Genomic DNA, 22,253 nt, shown 5'->3' on the forward strand with positions numbered 1-22,253 from the left:
CTTGGGTGTCCGCCCGTATCACCGATCCCGAGCAGCTCAAGGAGCTCCTCGGGATCCCCTTCACCCCGGAGCAGACGGCCTGCATCACCGCGCCGCCCGCCCCGCAGGTGATCGTGGCCGGAGCCGGGTCCGGCAAGACCACGGTGATGGCCGCGCGCGTGGTGTGGCTCGTGGGCACCGGACAGGTCGCCCCCGAGCAGGTACTGGGCCTGACGTTCACCAACAAGGCTGCCGGTGAACTCGCCGAGCGCGTACGGAAGGCACTCGTCAAGGCCGGCGTCACCGACCCGGACGTCATCGACCCCGACAACCCGCCGGGCGAGCCCGTCATCTCCACGTACCACGCCTTCGCGGGCCGCCTGCTGACCGACCACGGCCTGCGCATCGGGCTGGAACCCACCTCCCGTCTCCTCGCCGACGCCACCCGCTACCAACTCGCCGCGCGCGTACTCCGCGAGGCCCCCGGCCCCTACCCGGCGCTCACCCGCTCCTTCCCGGACCTCGTCAGCGACCTCCTGGCCCTCGACTCCGAACTCGCCGAGCACCTCGTACGCCCCGAGGACCTGCGTGCCTACGACACCGAGCTGCTCAGGACCCTGGAGGGCGCCAAACTCACCAACGCCGACCTCCGCAAGGTCCCCGAGACGGCCGCCGCCCGTCGCGAACTCACCGAACTGGTGGGGCGTTACCGGGCGGCCAAGCGCGAGCGCGACCTCCTCGACTTCGGCGACCAGATCGCCCTGTCGGCCCAGCTCGCCAGGCTCCCCGAAGTGGGCCGCGTCCTGCGCGACGAGTTCCGGGTGGTGCTGCTCGACGAGTACCAGGACACCTCTGTCGCGCAACGCGTCCTGCTCGCCGGGTTGTTCGGCGACGGCACCGGCCACCCCGTGACCGCCGTGGGCGACCCCTGCCAGGCCATCTACGGCTGGCGCGGCGCCTCCGTGGCCAACCTCGACGACTTCCCCGAGCACTTCGCACACGCCGACGACCGCCCCGCGACCCGTCAGGCCCTCAGCGAGAACCGCCGCAGCGGCGGCCGTCTCCTCGACCTCGCCAACGGCCTCGCGGAGCCCCTGCGCGCCATGCACGCGGGCGTGGAGGCCCTCCGCCCCGCCCCCGGCGCAGAGCGCGACGGCATGGTCCGCTGCGCCCTCCTGCGCACCCACGCCGAGGAGGTCGACTGGATCGCCGACTCGATCGCCCACCTCGTACGCACCGGAAAGGAGCCCGGCGAGATCGCGGTCCTGTGCCGCACGGCAACCGACTTCGCGCAGATCCAGGGCGCCCTCGTCACCCGCGACATCCCCGTGGAGGTGGTGGGCCTGTCCGGGCTGCTGCACCTCCCCGAGGTGGCCGATCTCGTCGCCGTGTGCGAAGTCCTCCAGGACCCCGGCGCCAACGCCTCCCTGGTGCGCCTTCTCACCGGCCCGCGCTGGCGCATCGGCCCGCGCGACCTCGCCCTCCTGGGGCGGCGGGCCCGGCTTCTGGTGTCCCACGCGCGCGTGGGCGCCGACGACGACCCCGACAGGCGGCTCGCCGCGGCCGTGGAGGGCGTCGACCCGGCCGAGGTGATCTCCCTCGCGGACGCGCTCGACACCTTCCTGGAACTGCCCTTCGAGGCCGACCGGGAGGACGACGGGCTGCCCTTCTCGCCGGACGCGCGCGTACGGTTCGCCCGCCTCGCCGCCGAACTGCGCGACCTGCGCCGCTCGCTCGCCGACCCTCTGATGGACGTCCTGCACCGGGTGCTCGCCGTCACCGGCCTGGAGGTCGAGCTCTCCGCGTCCCCGCACGCCCTGGCCGCCCGCCGCCGCGAGACGCTGTCCAACTTCCTCGACATCGCCGCGTCCTTCGCCGCCAACGAGTCGGAGGCCACCCTGCTGGCCTTCCTGGGTTTCCTGCGCACCGCGGCCCAGTACGAGAAAGGTCTCGACAACGCCCTCCCGGGCGGCGAGAACACCGTCAAGGTTCTCACCGCGCACAAGTCGAAGGGCCTGGAGTGGGACGTCGTGGCGGTCCCCGGCCTCGTCACCGGGACCTTCCCCAGCGACCGGGGCCGCGAGAAGTGGACCGCCCAGAGCAAGGTCCTCCCGCACGAATTGCGGGGCGACGCCGAGACACTGCCCGACATCGAGGCCTGGGACTCCCGCGGCATGAAGGCCTTCCACGAGGCCATGAAGGACCACCAGCACACCGAGGAACTCCGCCTCGGCTACGTCACGTTCACCCGACCCCGCTCCCTGCTCCTAGGCTCCGGCCACTGGTGGGGCCCGTCCCAGAAGCGCCCGCGCGGGCCGTCCGACTTCCTCCTCGCCCTGTACGAGCACTGCGCCGCCGGGTACGGCGAGATCGAGGCCTGGGCCGACGAACCCGAGGAGGACGAGGAGAACCCCGCGTTGCGTGAGGCGGCCGCGGACCACGCGTGGCCGCTCCCGCTGGACGAGGCGGCCCTCGCCCGCCGCCGCGCGGCCGCGGAGACCGTACTGGCCCACCTGGAGAGGGCTGCCTCCCCCGTGGCCACCCGTCCCGCGGTCACCCACGACCCGGACACCTACGACGACCCGGACTGGCCGCCTCCGCCTGACGAGGAAGCCCTGCACGAGGACGGGGAAGCTCTGTACGACGACGGGGAAGCCCTCTACGACGACGGGGAATTCCCGGGCGAACCCTCGTTCGAGGAGGAGAACCTCCCCGAGGAGGACGCGGACTGGGACTCCTGGACGAAGGCCCGCCCCATGGTTCCGCGCCAGGCGTCGGCCCCGGAAGCCCCCCTTCCCCGCCCGGACGAACCCCCGGAGGACTCGGCGCCCCTCACACCGGAGGAGGCACGCACCATCGCCTCCTGGGACCGCGACCTGGACGCCCTCACCGGAGAGCTGCTGCGCGCCCGCCAGGGTGTCACCGACGTCCCCCTGCCCGCGTCGCTCACCGCCTCCCAGCTGCTGCGCCTGGCAGCCGACCCGGACGGCTTCGCCCAGGAGCTCGCAAGACCCATGCCGCGCCCCCCACAGCCGGCCGCGCGCCGCGGTACCCGCTTCCACGCCTGGGTCGAGGCCCGTTTCGAAGAACTGCGGCTGCCCATGCTGGAACCCGACGACCTGCCCGGCAGCGAGGCCGAGATCGCCGACGAACGCGATCTGGAGGCACTCAAGGACGCCTTCGAGCGCACGCCGTACGCGCACCGGACGCCCTACCGCGTCGAGGCTCCCTTCCAGCTCATGATCGCCGGACGCGTCATCCGCGGCCGCATCGACGCCGTCTACAGGGAGGGCGAGGACGCCGACGCGGAGGGCGACGGCACCACGTACGAGATCGTCGACTGGAAGACAAGCCGAAGCCGCACCGCCGATCCCCTCCAGCTCGCGCTCTACCGCCTGGCCTGGGCCGAGCAGCAGGGCGTGCCCCTGGAGTCCGTCAAGGCCGCGTTCCTGTACGTGCGCACCGGCGAGGTCGTACGCCCGGCCGCCCTGCCCGACCGGGCCGCACTGCAGCGCCTGCTCCTCGAAGAACCCGGCCAGGAGCCCGGCGCGGACCCGGGCGGGCAGGCACCGGACGAACCGCCGGACGAGCATGTCGGCACGGGCCGATAGGCTCATCAGCATGAGCCAGCCCGTTGACAGTGCCGTCAGCGCCGTCCGTACGTACATCCAGAACCACCGCGCCGCCTTCCTCGACGACCTCGTGGAATGGCTGCGCATCCCCTCGGTGTCCGCCCAGCCCGAGCACACCGCTGACGTGCGGCGCAGCGCCGACTGGCTCGCCGCAAAACTCAAGGAGACCGGCTTCCCCACCGCCGAGGTCTGGGAGACGCCCGGAGCGCCGGCCGTCTTCGCCGAATGGCCCTCCGACGACCCCGAAGCCCCCACGGTCCTCGTCTACGGCCACCACGACGTGCAGCCGGCCGCCCGCACGGACGGCTGGGACACGGACCCCTTCGATCCGGTGATCCGCGGAAACCGCCTCCACGCGCGCGGGGCCGCCGACGACAAGGGCCAGGTGTTCTTCCACACACTCGGCGTCCGCGCCCACCTCGCCGCCACCGGCCGCACCACGCCGGCCGTCCACCTGAAGATGCTGGTCGAGGGCGAGGAGGAGTCCGGCTCACCGCACTTCCGCGCCCTCGTCGAGGAGGACGCCGAGCGGCTCGCCGCCGACGCCGTCATCGTCTCCGACACCAGCATGTGGGATGAGGACACCCCCACCGTGTGCACCGGCATGCGCGGCCTCGCCGAGTGCGAGATCGAGCTCCACGGGCCCGACCAGGACATCCACTCCGGGGCCTTCGGCGGCGCCGTGCCCAACCCGGCCACCGCCGCAGCCCGCCTGATCGCCGCCCTGCACGACGAGCACGCGCGCGTGGCGATCCCCGGCTTCTACGACGGAGTCGTCGACCTCACCGACCGCGAGCGGGATCTCTTCGCGGAACTCCCCTTCGACGAAGAGCGCTGGCTGCGCACGGCCAGGTCCAAGGCCACCCACGGCGAGACCGGGTACACCACTCTGGAGCGCGTCTGGGCCCGCCCCACCGCCGAGGTCAACGGCATCGACGGCGGCTACCAGGGCCCCGGCAGCAAGACGATCATCCCGTCCTCGGCCCTGGTGAAGCTGTCCTTCCGGCTGGTCGCGGGCCAGGACCCGCACCACATCGAGAAGGCCGTCCGCGCGTGGGCGGCCGACCAGGTGCCCGCCGGGATCCGCTGCGAGATCACCTTCGGCCCGGCCACCCGCCCCTGTCTGACCCCCCTGGACCACCCCGCCCTGCAGTCCGTCGTACGAGCCATGGAACGCGCCTTCGAACAGCCCGTCCGCTTCACGCGTGAGGGCGGCTCCGGTCCCGCGGCCGACCTCCAGGACGTCCTCGGCGCACACGTGCTCTTCCTGGGCATCTCCGTCCCCTCGGACGGCTGGCACGCCCCCAACGAGAAGGTGGAACTCGACCTCCTCCTCAAAGGCGTAGAAGCATCCGCCCACCTGTGGGGCGACCTGGCCGGAAACGGGCATGAGACACCCTGAGAAGGCCCCGAGGCCCGCGCACCCGTCCGCCGCAGACCCTGCCTGACCGCCCGCTGAAACAACCGTTCCCCTGGGGGAGTTGGAAGCACCCGTGACCACCTGGACCGACCACACAGCAGACCGCCCCATCTCCCTCACCGCCCCGAGCGGCATCGACCGGGCCGCCCACCACCGCCTCGACGAGGCCTGGCTCGCGGCGGCGTGGAGCCATCCGACGACGCGCTGCTTCGTGGTCTCCGGCGGCCAGGTCCTCATCGACGAGACGGAGGACGGCACCACCGAACTCGTCATGACCCCGTCCTTCGAGGCCCCGCTCACCGAGGCCCACCGCTACTTCCTGGGCATCGACGGCGACGGTGTGGCCTATTTCGCCCTCCAGAAGGACGCGCTCCCGGGGCGTATGGACCAGTCCGCACGCCCGGCGGGTCTGCGGGAGGCGGGTCTGCTGCTGTCTCCGCGCGACGCCGGCCTGATGGTGCACGCGGTCGGCCTGGAGAACTGGCAGCGCACCCACCGCTTCTGCTCGCGCTGCGGCGAGCGCACCGTCATCGCGGCGGCCGGCCACATCCGCCGCTGCCCGGCCTGCGGCGCCGAGCACTACCCGCGCACCGACCCTGCGGTGATCATGGCGGTCACGGACGACGAGGACCGGATCCTGCTGGGCCGTCAGGTGCACTGGCCCGAGGGCCGCTTCTCCACCCTCGCCGGCTTCGTCGAGCCCGGGGAGTCCATCGAGCAGTCCGTGCGACGCGAGGTGTTCGAGGAAGCGGGCATCACCGTCGGCCAGGTCGAGTACGTCGCCAGCCAGCCCTGGCCGTTCCCCTCCAGCCTCATGCTGGGCTTCCTGGCCCACGCCACGTCCACCGACATCACCGTCGACGGCGACGAGATCCACGAGGCCCGATGGTTCTCCCGCGAGGAGCTCCGGGCCGCCTTCGAATCCGGAGACGTGCTGCCGCCCTACGGCATCTCGATCGCGGCCCGCCTGATCGAACTCTGGTACGGCAAGCCCCTGCCGAGGCCGGGCAGCGCCGCCTGACAACCGCGGAACAAAATGAAGGCGGTCCCTGAGACATCCGGGGACCGCCTTCTCTCACTGCCACATCGGGAACCCGGCAACACACCGAGCCAGGACCCGGCTACGCGCCGATCTTCTGCTTGACCTGCGCCAGCGAGGGGTTGGTGAGCGTGGAACCGTCGGGGAACAGAACGGTCGGAACCGTCTGGTTGCCGCCGTTCGCCTTCTCCACGAACGCCGCGGACTCCGGGTCCTGCTCGATGTTGATCTCGGTGTACGCGATGCCCTCGCGGTCCATCTGGCTCTTCAGCCGACGGCAGTAGCCGCACCACGTGGTGCTGTACATCGTCACAGTGCCCAGCATCTCTCTGGCGCTCCTTCACGGCTCGGGGATCAGAGGCTGTGAGGTGAACGCGCGGGGCCGGTCCGTCATTCCCTTGCGCGGGCGCCTCCGCGGTCCTGCCCGCGCGACAGGGGCACAAGGCGCATCCCGTGGCGCCTGCCGCATTAGTACGACCGCAGGGCCAGGCCTGTGGACAACTCGCGCATCCGTCACCGGGGACCTGGCAGCATGGCGGGGTGACAGCAGCAACGCACTCCACCCTGTTCCCGCAGGTTCCGGACACTCCCGACGCGGTGCTCGAAGGGCTCGACCCCGAGCAACGCGAGGTGGCGACCGCCCTGCGCGGCCCGGTGTGCGTGCTGGCGGGGGCCGGCACGGGCAAGACGCGGGCGATCACCCACCGCATCGCCTACGGGGTGCGTGCCGGGATACTGCAGCCGTCCAGTGTGCTGGCCGTCACGTTCACCAACCGGGCAGCAGGTGAGATGCGCGGCCGTCTGCGCCAGCTCGGTGCCGCCGGTGTCCAGGCGAGGACGTTCCACTCGGCCGCCCTCCGCCAGCTCCAGTACTTCTGGCCGAAGGCGGTCGGCGGCTCCATGCCGAGGCTCATCGACCGCAAGGTCCAGATCGTCGCCGACGCCGCGGCCGCCTGCCGAATCCGTCTCGATCGCAACGAGCTGCGTGATGCCGCCGCCGAGATCGAGTGGTCCAAGGTCACCCGGACCGTCCCCGCGGACTACGCCGCCATGGCGGCCAAGCACGGCCGCGAGGCCCCACGCGACCCGGCCGAGATCGCCCAGATCTACGCGGCGTACGAGGACCTCAAGCGTGAGCGCGCCGTCATCGACTTCGAGGACGTCTTGCTGCTCACAGTGGGTGTCCTCCAGGACCGGCACGACATCGCCGAGCAGGTCCGGCGCCAGTACCAGCACTTCGTCGTCGACGAGTACCAGGACGTCAGCCCGCTGCAGCAGCGCCTGCTGGAACTGTGGCTCGGCGAGCGGGACGACCTGTGTGTCGTCGGCGACGCCAGCCAGACCATCTACTCGTTCACGGGTGCAACTCCGGACCATTTGCTCGACTTTCGTATCCGCCACCCCGGAGCCACGGTCGTCAAGCTGGTCCGCGACTACCGCTCCTCACCCCAGGTCGTCCGCCTCGCCAACGGCCTGCTCGCCCAGGCCCGGGGCCGTGCCGCCGAGCACCGCCTGGAACTGATCTCCCAGCGCGACCCCGGCCCCGAGCCCGTCTACACCGAGTACGCCGACGAGCCCGCCGAGGCCGAGGGCGCCGCCCGCCGTATCCGCGACCTCATCACCTCCGGTGTTCCCGCCAGTGAGATCGCCGTCCTGTTCCGTACGAACGCCCAGTCGGAGACCTACGAGCAGGCCCTCGCCGACGCGGGGGTGCCCTATCAGCTCCGCGGGGCTGAACGGTTCTTCGACCGCCCCGAGGTACGCAAGGCTGGGGTCGCCCTGCGCGGAGCGGCCCGCTTCGGTGCCAACGACTCCCTTCTCGCCGACACCGTCGACCTGCCCTCACAGGTACGGGCCGTGCTGTCGGGGGAGGGCTGGACCAGCGAGCCTCCGGCGGGCTCCGGCGCCGTCCGAGAGCGCTGGGAATCGCTGGCCGCGCTGGTGAACCTGGCGCAGGACTTCGCCGCGGCCAAGCCCGATGCCACCCTCGGCGACCTCGTCGCGGAGCTGGACGAGCGGGCGAACGCCCAGCACGCGCCCACGGTGCAGGGCGTCACCCTCGCCTCGCTGCACTCCGCCAAGGGCCTGGAGTGGGACGTCGTCTTCCTCGTCGGAGTCGCCGAGGGCATGATGCCGATCACCTACGCCAGGACCGACGAGCAGATCGAGGAGGAGAGGCGTCTGCTCTACGTCGGCATCACGCGGGCGCGGCAACGCCTCCTTGTCTCCTGGTCCCTGTCCCGCTCGCCCGGCGGGCGCCCGAACCGCCGCCCGAGCCGGTTCCTCGACGGTCTGCGCCCCGGGTCCTCCGCCACCGCGGCCAGGGCCGGCGGGGGAGGCGCCGGTGGTATCGAGCGCGGTGTCCCGGGCGGCACGGCCGCAGTGGCCCCACGGCCCGCCAGCCGGACCCCGGCCCGCTGCCGCGTGTGCGGTCGCACCCTGAGGGACGCCGGTGAGATGAAACTGATGCGGTGTGAGGACTGCCCCTCCGACATGGACGAGGCCCTCTACGAGCGATTGCGGGAGTGGCGGGCGGTGCAGGCGCGACGCAGTGGCCAGCCGGACTTCTGTGTCTTCACCGACCGGACCCTGATGGCCATCACAGAAGCGGTACCGACCACTCCGGCCGAACTGGCGCGCATCCCGGGGGTCATCGCGCGCAAGCTGCAGCGCTACGGGGCCGATGTTCTGGCCATCTGTGCAGGTCAGGAGGTTGAGGCAGGTGGCAAGGGTGACTGATTCCAACTCGTCGAAAAAATAGTTTGCGCATGCCCCAGCGATCCCCATAGGTTCTTAGGCACGGGAACGGCGGCCTTCTCCGAGGCACCGGTTCCGTGCTGTACTTAATATCCGTCGGATCGGGTTCATCTCGATCCCTCTAGACGCCGAGAGGAGGCGAGTCCAGTGATCAGCATCAACACCAGCACCGTCAGCACCGTCAAACTGACCGATCGCTCGGCCGTCTCCCTGTGCATGCTCGGCGTCTCCAACCGGGGCACCGGTCTGTCCGGCATCCGTGCCGTCCGTCCGGCCTCCTCCCTGTCTCTCGCGGGCCTTCCCGTCCGTGAGCGCAATGAGCGACCGACCAAGGCACTGGAAGCAGCAGTAGTGGCACAGGCGCAGGCCTATGCCTTTGCGGCGGCCGCCGGTGCCGGATCCCAGAAGCAGACGACGCAGCACCACACGATGTGGGCCTTCCGTGGGCCAGACCCCTGGAGTGATCCAGCCTGATCGCCGATCAGGCCGGCGCCTTCAGGGCCGCGGAACCCCATCCGGGATCCGCGGCCCTTCTGTTTGTCCCTGACCGGGGACGACGGAGCGAAGGGGCCTCGGGACAAGAAAAGAACCCGGTACCAGCCGCCACCCGGCCAACCGGCCGGAACGACCAGACGAGGAAGACGAATCGTGCAACTCGAAGCGCACGCCCCGTCCGTACCGCCTTCCGAAACGATCCCCCCGCCCGGCCTCACGGAGGACTCCACCTTGACCCCGCTCACTCCGCTCACCGCGCTCGACGACGCCATCGAGAACCTCGGCGTACCCGTCCCCTGCCGCTCCTACGACCCGGAGGTCTTCTTCGCCGAGTCGCCGGCGGACGTCGAGTACGCCAAGTCCCTCTGCCGCACCTGCCCGCTGATCGAGGCCTGCCTCGCCGGCGCGAAGGAGCGGCGTGAGCCCTGGGGCGTCTGGGGTGGCGAGCTGTTCGTCCAGGGTGTCGTTGTGGCCCGCAAGCGGCCGCGTGGCCGCCCGCGCAAGAACCCGGTCACGGCATGAACACCCTGGGAACGATCGACCGCCCTCTCACGCACGACCCCAAGAAGCAGGCCCCAATGAAGCCGTCCACCAACGAGCCCACAGGCTCCGCGATTCCAGACTTCACCACCACCGGCGCGACGGACTCGCGTCAGAACAGGACCCGAGAGATGCAACTCATCCCAGAAGCCCTGGCTCGTGCGCATATGCGCGACCGACTGCAGGAGGCTGAGCAGGAACGCCGGGCCATGCGCCTGGTGGTGGCCCAGCGGATGCAGCGCCGCGCCGAGCGCGCCTCGATGCGGGCTCGCCGCGCGCTCGCCATGGCCGTGATGCAGTAGCCGCCGACAGGCACGCAGTCACGCGGGCACTGACCAGAAGCAGAATCTGAGGGGGCCGGTCCGGACGGGCCGGCCCCCGCTGTGCGCTGTGTCCACGGGACCGCCCGATACGGCGGTATCGTCCCCGAATGCCGGTTCTTCCCGGAGGCAGCGACAACAGCGGCTCCGTACAGTGGCCGGAGACCACGGGACACTCCCCGCCTGGTCCGCACCCAGTGCGGCACCCCGGCCGAGGAACCACGTGGTGGTGAGGCGGTTGGCTACCCCAGGAACGCCGCGGTGGTCGACACGAACCGGTCGGCGTCGTCGAGCCAGGGGAAGTGCCCGGCTCCTGACTGGACGACGAGCCTGGCGTTCGCGAACAGCGCGGTGAACTCGGTCAGCGCTCGCGGAGGGGCCGCCGGGTCCACCTCCCCGGCGAGCAGGAGCACCGGTGGGCCGAACCGTGCGAGTGCCGCGCGGGTGGCGTCCGGCTCGAAGGCGCCCGGTGCGTTGGAAGCGGCGAAGGCGTCCATGTTCCGCTGCCCTTCCTCGGCAGCCTTGTGCGCTTGTGCCCTCTCGTCCCAACGGCCGTACGAGAAAGGCGCGATGGCCTGCCAGTTGTCGTTGGTCGCATCCCCCGCGGTGATCGCTTCGAGGGCCGCGAAGGCCGTGTCGAACCACGGCTCGTCCCGGCGGAGCAGTGCGGTCTCGCGCCGGAGCTCTCCGCTGATCGCGATGCCGACCGCCATGACGCTCGGTGTGATCAGCGCCAGCCTGTCGACGTGCTGCGGGTGGCGTTCGACGTACCGGGCGGCCACGTTCGCGCCGCCCGAGTGCGCGAGCAGGTCCATTGTCTCCAGCCCCAGGTGCTCACGCAGGGCTTCCACGTCCTCGACGAGGCGGTCGCAGCGGTAGGAGGCGGTGTCCTCCGGTGTCGCGGACTCGCCTGTGCCCCGAAGATCCAGCATGATCAACTGCCGGTGCGCGGAGAGCCCGCCGAGGTCGCCGAGGTACTCGGAGGCCTGCATGCCCCCGGGCAGACAGACCACAGGAGGGCCGTCTCCTGACATGTGATATGTGAGCTTGATCCCGTCATGTGCGGCGAAGGCAGGCATGTCCAAGACCCTCTCAGCGGTACTTGGTTACGGCAACCAGGTTTCCGGGGAGCCGCAGTGGCGGGCAGCCCCTCACGCCTCCGCGGCTTGCTGTTGCTCCGGCAGGAATCCCGGCAGCCATTCCTCCAGTTCGTCCCGCAGCCGGACGGTGGCGCCCAGCTGGCACAGCACTCCGATGGTGCTCAGTGTCACCCGGTGGATCAGCAGGTATGACGGGGGCAGGTTGAGCTGCTTGCCCAGCTGGTGAGCGGGGGAGCGCGGGTCGGCTATGCGCGCCGCCTGAGTGCGCATCCAGCCCCGGGTGAAGGTGAACTCGTCGACCTGGGCAGGTTCGATGATCGGCAGCAGGTAGTCGAGGACGGCGTCAGGGTCCAGCTCCACGGTCTCCTTCACGAAGCCCTCCGCGCAGAGGAGCTCGTACACCGCCTCGGCCTCACCCTCGAGCGTCATCCGCAAGGAGTCCCCGATCGGTGTGGGCAGGCCCTCAGGGAGGCGGTCCACCGTGCCGAAGTCGAGAACGCCCAGACGCCAGCCGCTCTTCTCGTCCGGCACCAGGCGGAAGTTGCCCGGGTGCGGGTCCGCGTGCAGCAGGCCGGTGCGGGCGGGGCCCGAGAAGAGGAACCGGGCGAGCAGCTGGCCGGCACGGTCGCGCTGCTCCTGGGTGCCGTCCGCTATCACCTCCGACAGCGGTGTGCCGTCGATCCACTCGGTCACCAGGACCTGCTCGGACTGGTGGACGACGGCCGGAACCAGGACGTCCGGGTCGTCGGCGAACTCCGCTGCGTGCGCCTCCTGGGCCTGGGCCTCCAGGCCGTAGTCGAGTTCCTCGGACACGCGGTCGCGCAGCTCCGTGATCAGGGGCTTGATGTCCATCCCCGGGATCAGCGGCCCCAGAAGACGGGCGAACCGGCTGAGCTGGCTCAGATCGGACAGGAGGGCCTCGCCCGCGCCCGGGTACTGCACCTTGACCGCGACCTCACGGCCGTCGTGCCAGGTCGCGCGGTGCACCTGGCCGATCGAGGCCGCGGCGGCGGGCTTGTCCTCGAACTGAAGGAACAGCTCCTGCCAGTCCTCGCCGAGCCGCTCCCGCAGCACCGAGTGCACCGTGCTCGTGGGCATCGGGGGTGCCGCTTCCTGGAGCTTCGTCAGGGCCGCGCGGTAGGGCCCCGCGATCTCCTCGGGCAGCGCCGACTCGAAGACGGACAGGGCCTGCCCGAACTTCATCGCGCCGCCCTTGAGCTCGCCGAGCACCTTGAACAGCTGCTCCGCCGTGCGCTGTTGCAGTTCACGGCCGACGATCTCCGCCGACTTCCCGCCGATCCTTTTGCCGAGCCCCCAGGTCGCCCGCCCGGCGAAGCCGAGCGGGAGCGCGGCGAGCTTGGCGGTACGGGTGACCGCCTTCCGGGGAAGATCAGACATGCGCCCTCCAAGTCCCAGACCGCCGTGCTGCGTGTGGTGTGCGGGACAAGCTCGTTGACCGCTGTTGCCCCGCCATTGTCTCGTGTGACTCCCCGTCCTCCGAGGTGTGTTCCTCCTTACCTTTCTCCGCGGCCGCGCACGGGCATGCGGGATGTGCCCACACCGGCCTGGAATGCCAGTCGAGCCCCGGGGAGGACACCTCCCAGCGTGCGCCCGCGCTGGACGGTACCCGACCGTCCAGGAAGGCGAGCGCGTGCCCCGCGGCCAGTCCGGCCACGGTCGAGGCCAGCGCCAGGTCACAGGCCTCGGTCTGGCGCTGTCTGCCCGAGCGCCACTGTGCGACGAGACGCGGCCAGCACGCGTCGCGGTCGGCCCGTCCCTGATGCAGACAGCCCGCGCAGCCCGTCTCGCCGGGCAGGACCAGCGGGCCGACCACACCCGTCCCTTCCACGACTCCCGCGTACAGGTGCGGCGTTCCCGAGGCGATGAGCGGCTCGGCGGCGAGCGGGTCGGGCGCGTGGACGTCGACCCCGTTGCGCGGGGCGAGGATCACCAGGGAGAAGCCGGGATCGTCTCCGGACGTGGTGGCCCGGGGGAGGCGCTCCGGCGCGGCCTTGCGTACCGCCCGGCGTGCCGCTTCCTCCCTGCGCTCGCCGATCGAGTCGGCAGGCAGCCCGCCCGGCGCCACGTCCCATGGCTCCACCCGCCCGACATCGCGCACGTCGACGCGGCCCACGCCCGCGCCCGCCAGGAGCGCGGCCAGCGCCACGCCCACCCGGCCGGCACCGCGCACCTGCACCCGCAGGGAGCGGCGGGTGGCCAGGCGGCCCATCGCGCCGCCAGGTTCGGGGGAGACGAGGGAGAGCGCCGCGAGGTCGGGGCGCAGACGGTCCACGACCGACTCCTTCTGCCGCAGGGCGTCCGCGTCCGGGCCTCCTCCCGTCGCGTCGTCCAGCAGGCCCGACTGGGCGAGCCGCTCCACCAGCCCGTCGACATGGCCGTCGGGCAGTCCCATCCGGCGTCCTTCGTCGCGCAGGAGGGGCAAGCCGCGTGTCCCGTCCAGCAGGGCGAGGAAGCTTCCCGTCGCCAGGTCCATCGGGCCCAGCACCATCGCGTGCGCGGGTGCCATCCCGAACTGCACGGTGTTGAGGTCCCGCCAGCCGCGCCGCAGCGCGGGCTTCACCATCGGATGCATGATCGGCCCCCGTAGCCATGGATGTGTCGCCAGGTGTGTCCCCGTGTGCCGGCGACCGCGCGGACACCGCGGCCCTGGCCGGGTGGTGTCCGCTTCGCCGACGAACGTCAGGATGCCGGGGTCCCACCGTTTCGCGTCGGGAGTTGTCCACAGGCCGCTGTATCAGTCGTACAAATCCAGCGCTGGGAGCGCCGATCGGCAGCGAACCGTTCCGGAGTCGGGACTTCCCGCCTGTGCAGCGGGTAACGTCGGGGCGTGCCCGCCGACCCACTGCACCGTGCCGGAAAGCCAGAGCGCAGCACGACGAGCCAGCCGCCGAGCGGCTCGGGGGCGAGCGCGATCGAGGTCCGCAGGAGTGCGCGCCGGCGCAGAACGGTCTCCGCGTACCGCGAGGGCGATCGCACCGTCGTGCTCATTCCCGCCCGCATGTCCGAGGCGGAGGAGCAGCGCTGGGTGACCGTCATGCTCGACAAGCTCGCCGCGCAGGAGAGCAAGCGGCGCATCGGTGACACGGAGCTGGCCGAGCGCGCGGAGCGCCTGTCTCTGCAGTACTTCGACGGCCGTGCCCGGCCCGCGTCGGTCCGCTGGGTCACGAATCAGAACACGCGCTGGGGCTCGTGCACCCCGTCCGAGGGCAGTATCCGGCTTTCGCACCGGTTGCAGGGCATGCCCGATTATGTCGTCGACTACGTGCTCGTCCACGAACTCGCCCACCTGCTCGTGCCCGGCCACGGTCCCCGCTTCTGGCGGCTGCTGGACGCCTATCCGCGGACCGAGCGCGCCCGCGGCTATCTCGAAGGAGTGGTCGCGGCCGAGCGGCTGCCCCATCGGCCCACCGGCGGCGACGAGTGACCGACTGACGCGTCGGCGGCGACGAAAACCGGCCACCACGCGTGCGCGGGCCCGTACGGGAAGCGGTCCGTAAGCGGGCGTTGTGTACCGGGTCTGTACCGGCATCGTCCAATGTCGGATTTTGCCGTTAGCCTGGCGCGACGCACTCGCTTTCGGGATGGGGGACGGTCGTTACGCATGGCCAGGGAATTCCAACGCGGCCACAAGGCCAGGATCAGTGACCTCACGGCGGGCACGGATCTGTACGTGGGTGTACAGATCTCGGCCCCCGGGCTGACCTTCGACATCAGCTGCTTCGGTCTGGACGCCGATGAACGGCTTTCGGACGACCGGTACTTCATCTTCTTCAACCAGCCGAAGTCCCCGGAGGAAGCCATCCAGCTGCTGGGGTCCCAGGCGGGTGACACGGAGTCCTTCCGCGTCACGCTCGACAAGATCCCGCAGCAGATCCAGAAGCTGTCGTTCACGGCGACCATCGACGGCGCCGGGCAGATGTCGCAGATCGCCCCTGGCTACATCCGCATCGTCGCCGGCGGCGAGGAGGTGGCCCGGTACTCGTTCGACGGTGCCGAGTTCTCGACCGAACGCGCCGTGATGCTGGGTGACTTCTACCTGAAGGACGTCTGGCGGTTCGCCGCCGTCGGACAGGGCTTCGACGGCGGCCTGGACGCGCTGCTGAAGAACTTCGGCGGTGAGGTCGCCGAGGAGGAGCCCGCCGCCCCGCAGCAGCCGCAGTCCGGTGCCGCGCCGGGTTTCGCCCCGCCGGCCCAGGCCGCCGCGCCGCCGACGTTCGCGCCCCCGGCGGCAGGAGCTCCCGCGCCCGCCTCGGCCCCCGCGCCCCAGCCCGCGCAGGGCTTCGCGCCGCCCCCGGCCCCCGCTCCGGCCCCCGCGCCCTCGCCCGCGGTGCACGCGCAGCCCACGATCGTCGCGCCCGTGAACACTCCTCCGGGCGGCGCCGTCCAGCCTCCGCCTCCGCCTCCGCCGTACGGGCAGCAGCCCCCCGCCCCGAGTGCGCCGCTGCCGCCCGGCTACGGCCAGCCCCAGGTTCCCCAGGCCCCCACCCCGCCTCCGGGCTACGGCCAGCAGCCCCCAACCGCGCCCCCTGGCTACGGCCAGCAGCCTCCGTACGGCCAGGTCCCGGGCCAGCCCGGCGCTCCCGGCGCCCCGTCGCAGTACGGTGTGCCCCAGGGCGCCCCGCAGGGCGGTGCCGGAGTGACCGCCGCGCTCCAGAAGTTCAAGGAGACGCCCACCGGGCAGCGGTGGACCCAGCAGAACAAGAAGCTCGTCCGCGTCGACCTCGGCGTCAGCGGTGACCAGGCCGTGCTGGCCCGGCAGGGCAGCATGGTGCTCTACCAGGGCAAGGTCGACTTCAGCTACAAGGGAGCGGGCTTCGCGGGCCGGATCGTGGGCAACGCCACCGGCCAGGAGATGCAGCTGATGCGGTGCTCCGGCAAGGGACAGGTGTTCCTCGCCGAGAACTCCGCGATGCTGCACCCCATCGAGCTCCAGGGCGACGCGATCTGCGTGTCCGCGGAGAACGTCCTCGCCTTCGACGAGACCCTCCAGTACGAGGTGCGCAGGGTCGAGGGGCACGGCATTCCTGGGGGCGCGCTGTTCACGATGCAGTTCCAGGGGACCGGCACGATCGTCGTCAAGACGCACGGCGCGCCCGTCGTGCTGCCGGTGACGCCCACGACGTTCGCCGACTGCAACGCCGTGGTCGCCTGGTCCGCGGCCTCCCAGGTGATCGTCTCCAGCCAGGTGCGGATGCGCCGCAACGCCTACCCCGGTGACACAGGCGAGAGCGTGAACCTCCAGTTCCGCGGCGCGCCCGGCAATTTCATCGTCGTCCAGCCGTACGAGGTCTGAGGGAGCCCGTCATGAACCAGCCGCTCGCGGGCTTCGCCCCCGCTCCTGTCGCCGCCCGCATGGAGAACCACGGCGACCACATGCTCAAGGTCGCCATGCAGACCGGGAACGACCTCCTCGCGCGCGTGGGGTCGATGGTCGCCTACGAAGGGTTCGTCCAGTACGAGCCCAACCCGCCCGCCGTGCGCCAGATCGCCCGGGACTGGGCCACCGGCGAGGGCGCGCCCCTGATGAAGTGCTCCGGCGACGGCCTGCTGTACCTCGCCGACTACGGGGCGAACGTCGTCGTGATCAACCTCAACGGGGACGCGATCTCCGTCAACGCCACGAACCTGCTCGCCTTCGACGCGCACCTGACGTGGGGCGTCGAGCGCGTCAAGGGACTCGCCAAGTTCGCCGGGCAGGGCCTGTGGAACACGAAGATCTCCGGACAGGGCTGGGTCGCGCTGACCTCCCGCGGCAAGCCGATCGTCGTCGACTGCGGCGGCGGTGAGGACGAGACGTACGTCGACCCGGACGCGCTGGTCGCCTGGTCCCCGAACCTCAAGGTCAAGGGCAAGCGCAGCTTCAAGGCGCAGTCGCTGATCGGACGCGGCAGCGGCGAGGCGTACCAGATGGCGTTCTCCGGGCAGGGCATCGTCGTGGTCCAGCCCAGTGAGGACAGCACCGACCGCCTCCGAGTCCGGGGCTGAGGGGGGAGCGACACCATGCAGAGTCCGATTTTCGGCTACAACGAGCAGCAGACCCAGGAGCGCTGGAGCCTGCAGAACCAGCAGATGCTGCGCGTAGCCCTGGAGGGTCACGACGACATCCTCGCGCGCAAGGGCACGATGGTCGCCTACCAGGGGCTGGTCGAGTTCGACGCCGAGTACCAGAGCAACAACCAGCGGCGCTCCCGGGCACGCACCGGCGAGGGCCTCGACCTCATGCGCTGCCACGGCCAGGGGACGGTCTACTTCGCCAATCTCGCCCAGCACGTGCACGTGATGGACGTGGACCACGAGGGTCTGACCGTCGACAGCGGCTACGTCCTGGCCATGGACTCCTCGCTGCACCACGAGGTGATCGCCGTGGACAGCCTGTACGGCATCTCCGGTTCCGGGAAGTACCAGCTCAACATCACGGGCCGGGGCAAGGTCGCCCTGATGACCTCCGGCGCGCCCCTGATGATGCCCGTCACGCCGGACAAGTACGTCAACTGCGACGCCGACGCCATCGTGGCCTGGTCCACCTCGCTGCGTGTCCAGATGCAGGCCCAGACGCACTCCTCCGGCGTGTGGCGGCGCCGCGGCAACACCGGTGAGGGCTGGGAGCTCAGCTTCATGGGCCAGGGCTTCATCCTCGTCCAGCCCAGCGAACTGCTGCCGCCGCAGAACGCGCAGATCGGCTCGGGGCTGGCCGCCCAGTACGGCATGGGCCAGCAGGGGGCCCGCGGGCAGAACCAGGGCAACGTCTGGAGCTGACGTCCCAGAGAGTAAACGTAAGGGGCGGCCACACTGGTGGCCGTCCCTTACAGGTCCCTGCTCACACGTCTCTCGCTTGCCCGTTCCTGCCGGCTCAGAGCCTGGTGAGCGTCGTCTCCAGCAGCCGCATCACCGACTCGTCGGCCACGCCCGGCACCTCGTCGTACCGGAACCAGCGCAGGTCGAGTGACTCGTCGCTGATCTCCTGCACCGCGCCCGAGGGGGCCAGCACCGCGTACTGGACGTCGAAGTGCCAGTGACACGGAGGCGGGATCGGGTGGCGATCCAGGCGCACCGGGCCACCCGGGAGGAGCGTCAGCCCGCTGATGCCCGACTCCTCCGTGGCCTCGCGCAGGGCCACCGCCGCAAGCGTGGCGTCCTCCGGTTCGCAGTGGCCGCCCATCTGGAGCCACATGCGCAGCTTCTTGTGCAGTGTGAGGAGGACCCTGCCCTGCTCGGGGTCGACCACCAGGGCGCTCGCGGTGATGTGCCCGGCGTGGCACGGCTTCCACATGCCGTCCGGGTGCGCGTCGAGATGGTCGAGATACGCCTGGCGCAGTTCCTCCTGGTCCTCGTACCCCTTCAGGACGAGGACCGCGTCGTCGTAGAGGCTCACTCGGTGCTGTCGCCCTTGTCGTCGTCGTTCTTGTCGTCCTGGTCCTTCTTCAGGTCCGGCCGCTCCGCGGAACCGCCGTCCGCCGCCTCGCCGAGCATCTTGTCCAGCTCGGAGAAGTCCAGCTGCTCGCGGTGCACGAAACCGTCCGGGTCGTCCAGGTCCGACGCGTTCGGCAGCATGTCCGGGTGGGCCCACAGGGCGTCCCGGCCGTCGACACCGCGCGCGTCGGTGAGCGAGGCCCACAGACGGGAGGCGTCGCGCAGCCGGCGCGGGCGCAGCTCGAGACCGATCAGCGTGGCGAACGTCTGCTCGGCGGGGCCGCCCGTGGCGCGGCGGCGGCGCAGCATCTCGCGGAGCGCGTCCGCGGACGACAGGCGCGGCTTCGCGGCGGCGTGGACGACCGCGTCCACCCAGCCCTCGACGAGTGCCAGAGCGGTCTCCAGGCGGGCGAGGGCCGCCTTCTGCTCCGGGGTGTCCTCGGGCTGGAACATGCCCTGCTGGAGTGCCTGCTGGAGCTCCTCGGGGTTCTGCGGGTCGAACTGGCCGACCACGTCCTCCAGCTTGGCCGTGTCGACCTTGATCCCGCGCGCGTAGCCCTCGACCGCGCCGAACAGGTGCGAGCGCAGCCACGGCACGTGCGCGAAGAGACGCTGGTGGGCCGCCTCGCGCAGGGCCAGGTACAGCCGCACCTCGTCCCTCGGCACGCCCAGGTCCTTGCCGAACGCGTCCACGTTCACCGGCAGCAGCGCGGCCCGGCCGGCCGGGCCGAGCGGCAGTCCGATGTCGGTGGAACCGACGACCTCGCCCGCGAGCACGCCGACGGCCTGCCCGATCTGCGTACCGAACATGGCGCCGCCCATGGAGCGCATCATGCCGATGAGCGGGCCTGCCATGGCCTGCATCTCCTCGGGCAGGACGTCGCCCATGGCCGCGCCGACGCGCTCGGCGACCGGGTCGACGAGCTCCTGCCACACCGGCAGCGTCGCCTCGACCCACTCCGCGCGGCTCCACGCCACGGCGGAGCCCGCGCCCGACGGCAGGGACGTCGCGTCGTCCAGCCACAGGTCGGCCAGACGCACGGCCTCCTCGACCGCGGAGCGCTCGGCCGGACCGACGCTGAAGTCCTTCGTGCCGTCAGCGGTGCCCTGGGACACCGTCTGGCGGGCGATCTGCTTGGCCATGTCCCAGTTCACCGGGCCGCCCTCGTACGAGAGCATCTGGCCCAGCTGCTGGAAGGCGGCGCCCAGGTCGGTGGGGTTCATGGAACCGAACATCGCGGCGAGCGGATTGTCGGCGCCAGGTCCTCCGGCACCGGGCAGCCCGAAACCGAACGGGTTGGCCGGTCCCTGACCACCACCGCTCTGCTGGTCCTTCTTCTTGCCCTCGTCGCCGTCGTCCGGCTCCTCCGGCGGAAGGCCGAATCCGAATGGGGTGTCACTCACGGGATTCCTCGGCTGGTAAGGCCGCCGGTTCTTTCCGACGGCGCGGCTGCCCGACAACACCACCCAGCGTAGACACCACGGCCGGTTCGGGCCTCGATGCTTCGCCGAGAGCCGGCCTGCGGCAGGATGGGTGCCACCTGGTACGTACCCGTCACCCGCGTACGTACTGAAGACAACCGCTGGAGACGCCCGGTGAGTTCCCCAGATCCGCAGGTTCGCGCAACGCGAAACCACTCAACCAGCCCGGCCGTGCGCGGGCCAGTCGTCGCGGTCACCGGAGCCGCGTCCGGGGTGGGCGCGCTGCTCACCGAGCGGCTCGTCGCGTCCGACGCGATCAAGCAGGTCATCGCCATCGACGAGCGGCGCGGTGAGTGCGCGGCTGCCCAGTGGCACGTCCTGGACGTAAGGGACCCGGCGATCGCCGACAAGCTGCGCGGAGCCGACGTCGTCGTGCACCTGGCGGTCGACCTGGACCTCGGCACCGACGCGGCGGCACGCACCGCCTACAACGTGCGGGGGACGCAGACCGTGCTGACGGCCGCGGCCGCCGCAGGGGTCCACCGGGTCGTGCTGTGCACGTCCGCGATGGTGTACGGGGCGCTGCCGGACAATGAGCTGCCGCTCTCCGAGGACGCCGAGCTGCGGGCGACCGCGGAGGCCACCGGGGTCGGGGACCTGCTGGAGATCGAGCGGCTCGCGCGCCGGGCGCCGCGCGCCCATCCGGGCCTCAACGTCACCGTCGTGCGCCCCGCGGTGCTCGTCGGAGGCACCGACACCGCGCTGACCAGGTACTTCGAGTCTCCCCGCCTGCTCGTGGTGGCGGGGTCGCGCCCCGCCTGGCAGTTCTGTCACGTCGAGGACCTGTGCGGTGCTCTGGAGTACGCGGTCCTGGAGAAGGCCGAGGGCGAGCTGGCCGTCGGGTGCGACGGGTGGCTGGAGCAGGAAGAGGTCGAGGAACTCAGCGGGATCCGCCGGATGGAGCTGCCGTCCGCGGTGGCACTGGGCGCCGCGGCGCGGCTGCACCGCATCGGCCTGACACCGTCCCCGGCGGGCGACCTGGCGTACACCATGTACCCCTGGGTGGTCAGCGGCAGCCGCCTCCACGACGCCGGCTGGCGGCCCCAGTGGACCAACGAGGAGGTCCTCGCCGAGCTCCTGGAGGAGGTCTCCGGACGGCACACCGTGGCCGGACGGCGGCTCGGCCGCAAGGACGCGACGGCGGCGGGCGCCGCCGGTGCGACAGTGGCGCTGCTGGGGACGGCCGCGCTGGTACGCCGGGCCCGGAAGGCGCGGCGACGCTGATCCCACGTGTACACGACAGCGTCTGTTCCGCGTTGGCATTGGTGTGGGGCACGATGGAGGACATGGCACCCAACAACGATCACCCCGGTGAGCAGGCGGCGCAGGACCCGGTCAAGTTGATCGGCATACGGGAGACCCCGCTGTCCTTGGACGAGGTCTTCCGGGCCGTCGGGGACGACGCGGCAGGCGGGACCGCGTTGTTCGTGGGCACCGTGCGCAACCACGACGGGGGCGCCGACGTCGACGAGCTGGGGTACTCGTGCCATCCCAGCGCCGAGGCGGAGATGCGGCGGATCGCCGAGAAGGTCGTCGCCGACTTCCCGGTGCGGGCCCTGGCCGCGGTGCACCGGGTGGGGGACCTGAAGGTCGGGGACCTGGCTGTAGTCGTCGCGGTGTCCTGTCCGCATCGCGGTGAGGCCTTCGAGGCCTGCCGCAAACTCATCGACGACCTGAAGCACGAGGTGCCCATCTGGAAGCACCAGCGGTTCTCCGACGGTACAGAGGAATGGGTCGGCGCCTGCTGAGAAGGGGGATCGAGACCGCGGATCCACCGGCCCTGTTTCCGGTTGCGTAACCCCACCCCTGGCGTGAGCGTTGACGGAGCGGATGGTTAATCTGCTGATCAGTCAGTCGCGGTCGCTCACGGGGTTGGGAGGTTGGCATGGCGGCGCTCGTCTGGTTGCTGATTCCGCTGTTGGCCGCTGTCGGTGCCGGGGTGTGGGGCAGTTGGGCCGGCCGGAACCGCAAGAGCATCGAGGACGGCACCGAGCTCGCGGGCTACACCCGCTTCCGCGAGGCGATGGAGAAGTCCTCGCGCAACTGAGGCCTCGGGGC

20 protein-coding genes are annotated in these 22,253 nt (G+C 71.2%); 14 read left to right on the forward strand and 6 right to left on the reverse strand.

Going from position 1 to position 22,253, the window contains the following annotated elements:
- Nucleotides 1-5 precede the first annotated feature (5 nt).
- From ACZ49J_RS22610 to nudC, 3 genes are all read left to right on the forward strand, one after another.
- Nucleotides 6-3,590: a UvrD-helicase domain-containing protein gene (locus tag ACZ49J_RS22610; protein ID WP_467450957.1), complete on the forward strand. Its 3,585-nt coding sequence runs from the start codon at nucleotides 6-8 to the stop codon at nucleotides 3,588-3,590.
- A 10-nt stretch (nucleotides 3,591-3,600) separates the two neighbouring features.
- Nucleotides 3,601-5,013: a dipeptidase gene (locus ACZ49J_RS22615; RefSeq protein ID WP_467450956.1), complete on the forward strand. Its 1,413-nt coding sequence runs from the start codon at nucleotides 3,601-3,603 to the stop codon at nucleotides 5,011-5,013.
- A gap of 91 nt (nucleotides 5,014-5,104) precedes the next feature.
- Nucleotides 5,105-6,052 (forward strand): NAD(+) diphosphatase, encoded by a 948-nt coding sequence (gene nudC / locus ACZ49J_RS22620; protein ID WP_467450954.1) that lies wholly within the window; start codon nucleotides 5,105-5,107, stop codon nucleotides 6,050-6,052.
- Between the two features lie 100 nt (nucleotides 6,053-6,152).
- On the opposite strand, the gene ACZ49J_RS22625 is transcribed toward nudC, so the two are convergent.
- A complete protein-coding gene (locus ACZ49J_RS22625) occupies nucleotides 6,153-6,395 on the reverse strand; it encodes a mycoredoxin (protein ID WP_003992805.1) in 243 nt (80 codons plus the stop codon).
- A gap of 128 nt (nucleotides 6,396-6,523) precedes the next feature.
- Here ACZ49J_RS22625 and ACZ49J_RS22630 point away from each other — a divergent pair, with 128 nt between their 5' ends.
- The 4 genes from ACZ49J_RS22630 (at nucleotide 6,524) to ACZ49J_RS22645 (ending at nucleotide 10,164) form a co-directional block, all read left to right on the forward strand.
- A complete protein-coding gene (locus tag ACZ49J_RS22630; RefSeq protein WP_467450953.1) occupies nucleotides 6,524-8,809 on the forward strand; it encodes an ATP-dependent DNA helicase UvrD2 in 2,286 nt (761 codons plus the stop codon).
- Nucleotides 8,810-8,974: 165 nt separating this feature from the next.
- Nucleotides 8,975-9,301: a hypothetical protein gene (locus ACZ49J_RS22635; RefSeq protein ID WP_467450952.1), complete on the forward strand. Its 327-nt coding sequence runs from the start codon at nucleotides 8,975-8,977 to the stop codon at nucleotides 9,299-9,301.
- Between the two features lie 174 nt (nucleotides 9,302-9,475).
- Nucleotides 9,476-9,844 (forward strand): WhiB family transcriptional regulator, encoded by a 369-nt coding sequence (locus ACZ49J_RS22640; protein WP_361772473.1) that lies wholly within the window; start codon nucleotides 9,476-9,478, stop codon nucleotides 9,842-9,844.
- Entirely contained in the window at nucleotides 9,841-10,164 is a 324-nt protein-coding gene (locus ACZ49J_RS22645) for a hypothetical protein (protein ID WP_467450950.1), read from the forward strand. The genes ACZ49J_RS22640 and ACZ49J_RS22645 overlap by 4 nt, the downstream gene beginning before the upstream one ends.
- Nucleotides 10,165-10,424: 260 nt before the next feature.
- Here ACZ49J_RS22645 and ACZ49J_RS22650 read toward each other — a convergent pair whose 3' ends face one another.
- The 3 genes from ACZ49J_RS22650 to ACZ49J_RS22660 all read right to left on the reverse strand — a co-directional run bounded on the left by ACZ49J_RS22650 (nucleotide 10,425) and on the right by ACZ49J_RS22660 (nucleotide 13,875).
- Nucleotides 10,425-11,261, reverse strand: a complete 837-nt coding sequence (locus ACZ49J_RS22650; RefSeq protein ID WP_467450949.1) for an alpha/beta fold hydrolase — start codon at nucleotides 11,259-11,261, stop codon at nucleotides 10,425-10,427.
- Nucleotides 11,262-11,333: 72 nt separating this feature from the next.
- Nucleotides 11,334-12,680, reverse strand: coding sequence for an ABC1 kinase family protein (locus tag ACZ49J_RS22655; RefSeq protein WP_467450948.1), 1,347 nt, complete (start codon nucleotides 12,678-12,680; stop codon nucleotides 11,334-11,336).
- Nucleotides 12,673-13,875 (reverse strand): TOMM precursor leader peptide-binding protein, encoded by a 1,203-nt coding sequence (locus ACZ49J_RS22660; RefSeq protein WP_467450947.1) that lies wholly within the window; start codon nucleotides 13,873-13,875, stop codon nucleotides 12,673-12,675. Before ACZ49J_RS22660 ends, ACZ49J_RS22655 begins: the two co-directional genes overlap by 8 nt.
- Before the next feature lie 255 nt (nucleotides 13,876-14,130).
- Here ACZ49J_RS22660 and ACZ49J_RS22665 point away from each other — a divergent pair, with 255 nt between their 5' ends.
- From ACZ49J_RS22665 to ACZ49J_RS22680, 4 genes are all read left to right on the forward strand, one after another.
- The gene (locus tag ACZ49J_RS22665) at nucleotides 14,131-14,727 is read left to right on the forward strand and encodes a M48 metallopeptidase family protein (protein WP_467450946.1); all 597 of its coding nucleotides are present in this window, start codon (nucleotides 14,131-14,133) and stop codon (nucleotides 14,725-14,727) included.
- A gap of 177 nt (nucleotides 14,728-14,904) precedes the next feature.
- Nucleotides 14,905-16,596, forward strand: a complete 1,692-nt coding sequence (locus ACZ49J_RS22670; protein WP_467450945.1) for a TerD family protein — start codon at nucleotides 14,905-14,907, stop codon at nucleotides 16,594-16,596.
- A gap of 11 nt (nucleotides 16,597-16,607) precedes the next feature.
- A complete protein-coding gene (locus tag ACZ49J_RS22675) occupies nucleotides 16,608-17,288 on the forward strand; it encodes an AIM24 family protein (RefSeq protein WP_467450944.1) in 681 nt (226 codons plus the stop codon).
- A 15-nt stretch (nucleotides 17,289-17,303) separates the two neighbouring features.
- The gene (locus tag ACZ49J_RS22680; protein WP_467450943.1) at nucleotides 17,304-18,059 is read left to right on the forward strand and encodes an AIM24 family protein; all 756 of its coding nucleotides are present in this window, start codon (nucleotides 17,304-17,306) and stop codon (nucleotides 18,057-18,059) included.
- Between the two features lie 94 nt (nucleotides 18,060-18,153).
- Here ACZ49J_RS22680 and ACZ49J_RS22685 read toward each other — a convergent pair whose 3' ends face one another.
- Together ACZ49J_RS22685 and ACZ49J_RS22690 are read right to left on the reverse strand one after the other, a co-directional pair.
- A complete protein-coding gene (locus ACZ49J_RS22685) occupies nucleotides 18,154-18,675 on the reverse strand; it encodes an NUDIX hydrolase (protein WP_467450941.1) in 522 nt (173 codons plus the stop codon).
- Nucleotides 18,672-20,117 (reverse strand): zinc-dependent metalloprotease, encoded by a 1,446-nt coding sequence (locus ACZ49J_RS22690; protein WP_467450940.1) that lies wholly within the window; start codon nucleotides 20,115-20,117, stop codon nucleotides 18,672-18,674. Before ACZ49J_RS22690 ends, ACZ49J_RS22685 begins: the two co-directional genes overlap by 4 nt.
- Before the next feature lie 192 nt (nucleotides 20,118-20,309).
- On the opposite strand from ACZ49J_RS22690, the gene ACZ49J_RS22695 reads away from it, so the two are divergent.
- The 3 genes from ACZ49J_RS22695 to ACZ49J_RS22705 all read left to right on the forward strand — a co-directional run bounded on the left by ACZ49J_RS22695 (nucleotide 20,310) and on the right by ACZ49J_RS22705 (nucleotide 22,242).
- Nucleotides 20,310-21,419: an SDR family oxidoreductase gene (locus ACZ49J_RS22695; RefSeq protein ID WP_467450938.1), complete on the forward strand. Its 1,110-nt coding sequence runs from the start codon at nucleotides 20,310-20,312 to the stop codon at nucleotides 21,417-21,419.
- A 62-nt stretch (nucleotides 21,420-21,481) separates the two neighbouring features.
- Nucleotides 21,482-21,943, forward strand: coding sequence for a molybdenum cofactor biosynthesis protein MoaE (locus ACZ49J_RS22700; protein ID WP_467450937.1), 462 nt, complete (start codon nucleotides 21,482-21,484; stop codon nucleotides 21,941-21,943).
- 137 nt (nucleotides 21,944-22,080) lie between these two features.
- Entirely contained in the window at nucleotides 22,081-22,242 is a 162-nt protein-coding gene (locus tag ACZ49J_RS22705) for a hypothetical protein (protein WP_467450936.1), read from the forward strand.
- The last annotated feature ends 11 nt before the right edge of the window (nucleotides 22,243-22,253 follow it).

It is taken from the genome of Streptomyces sp. NPDC030840 (genome assembly GCF_055572015.1).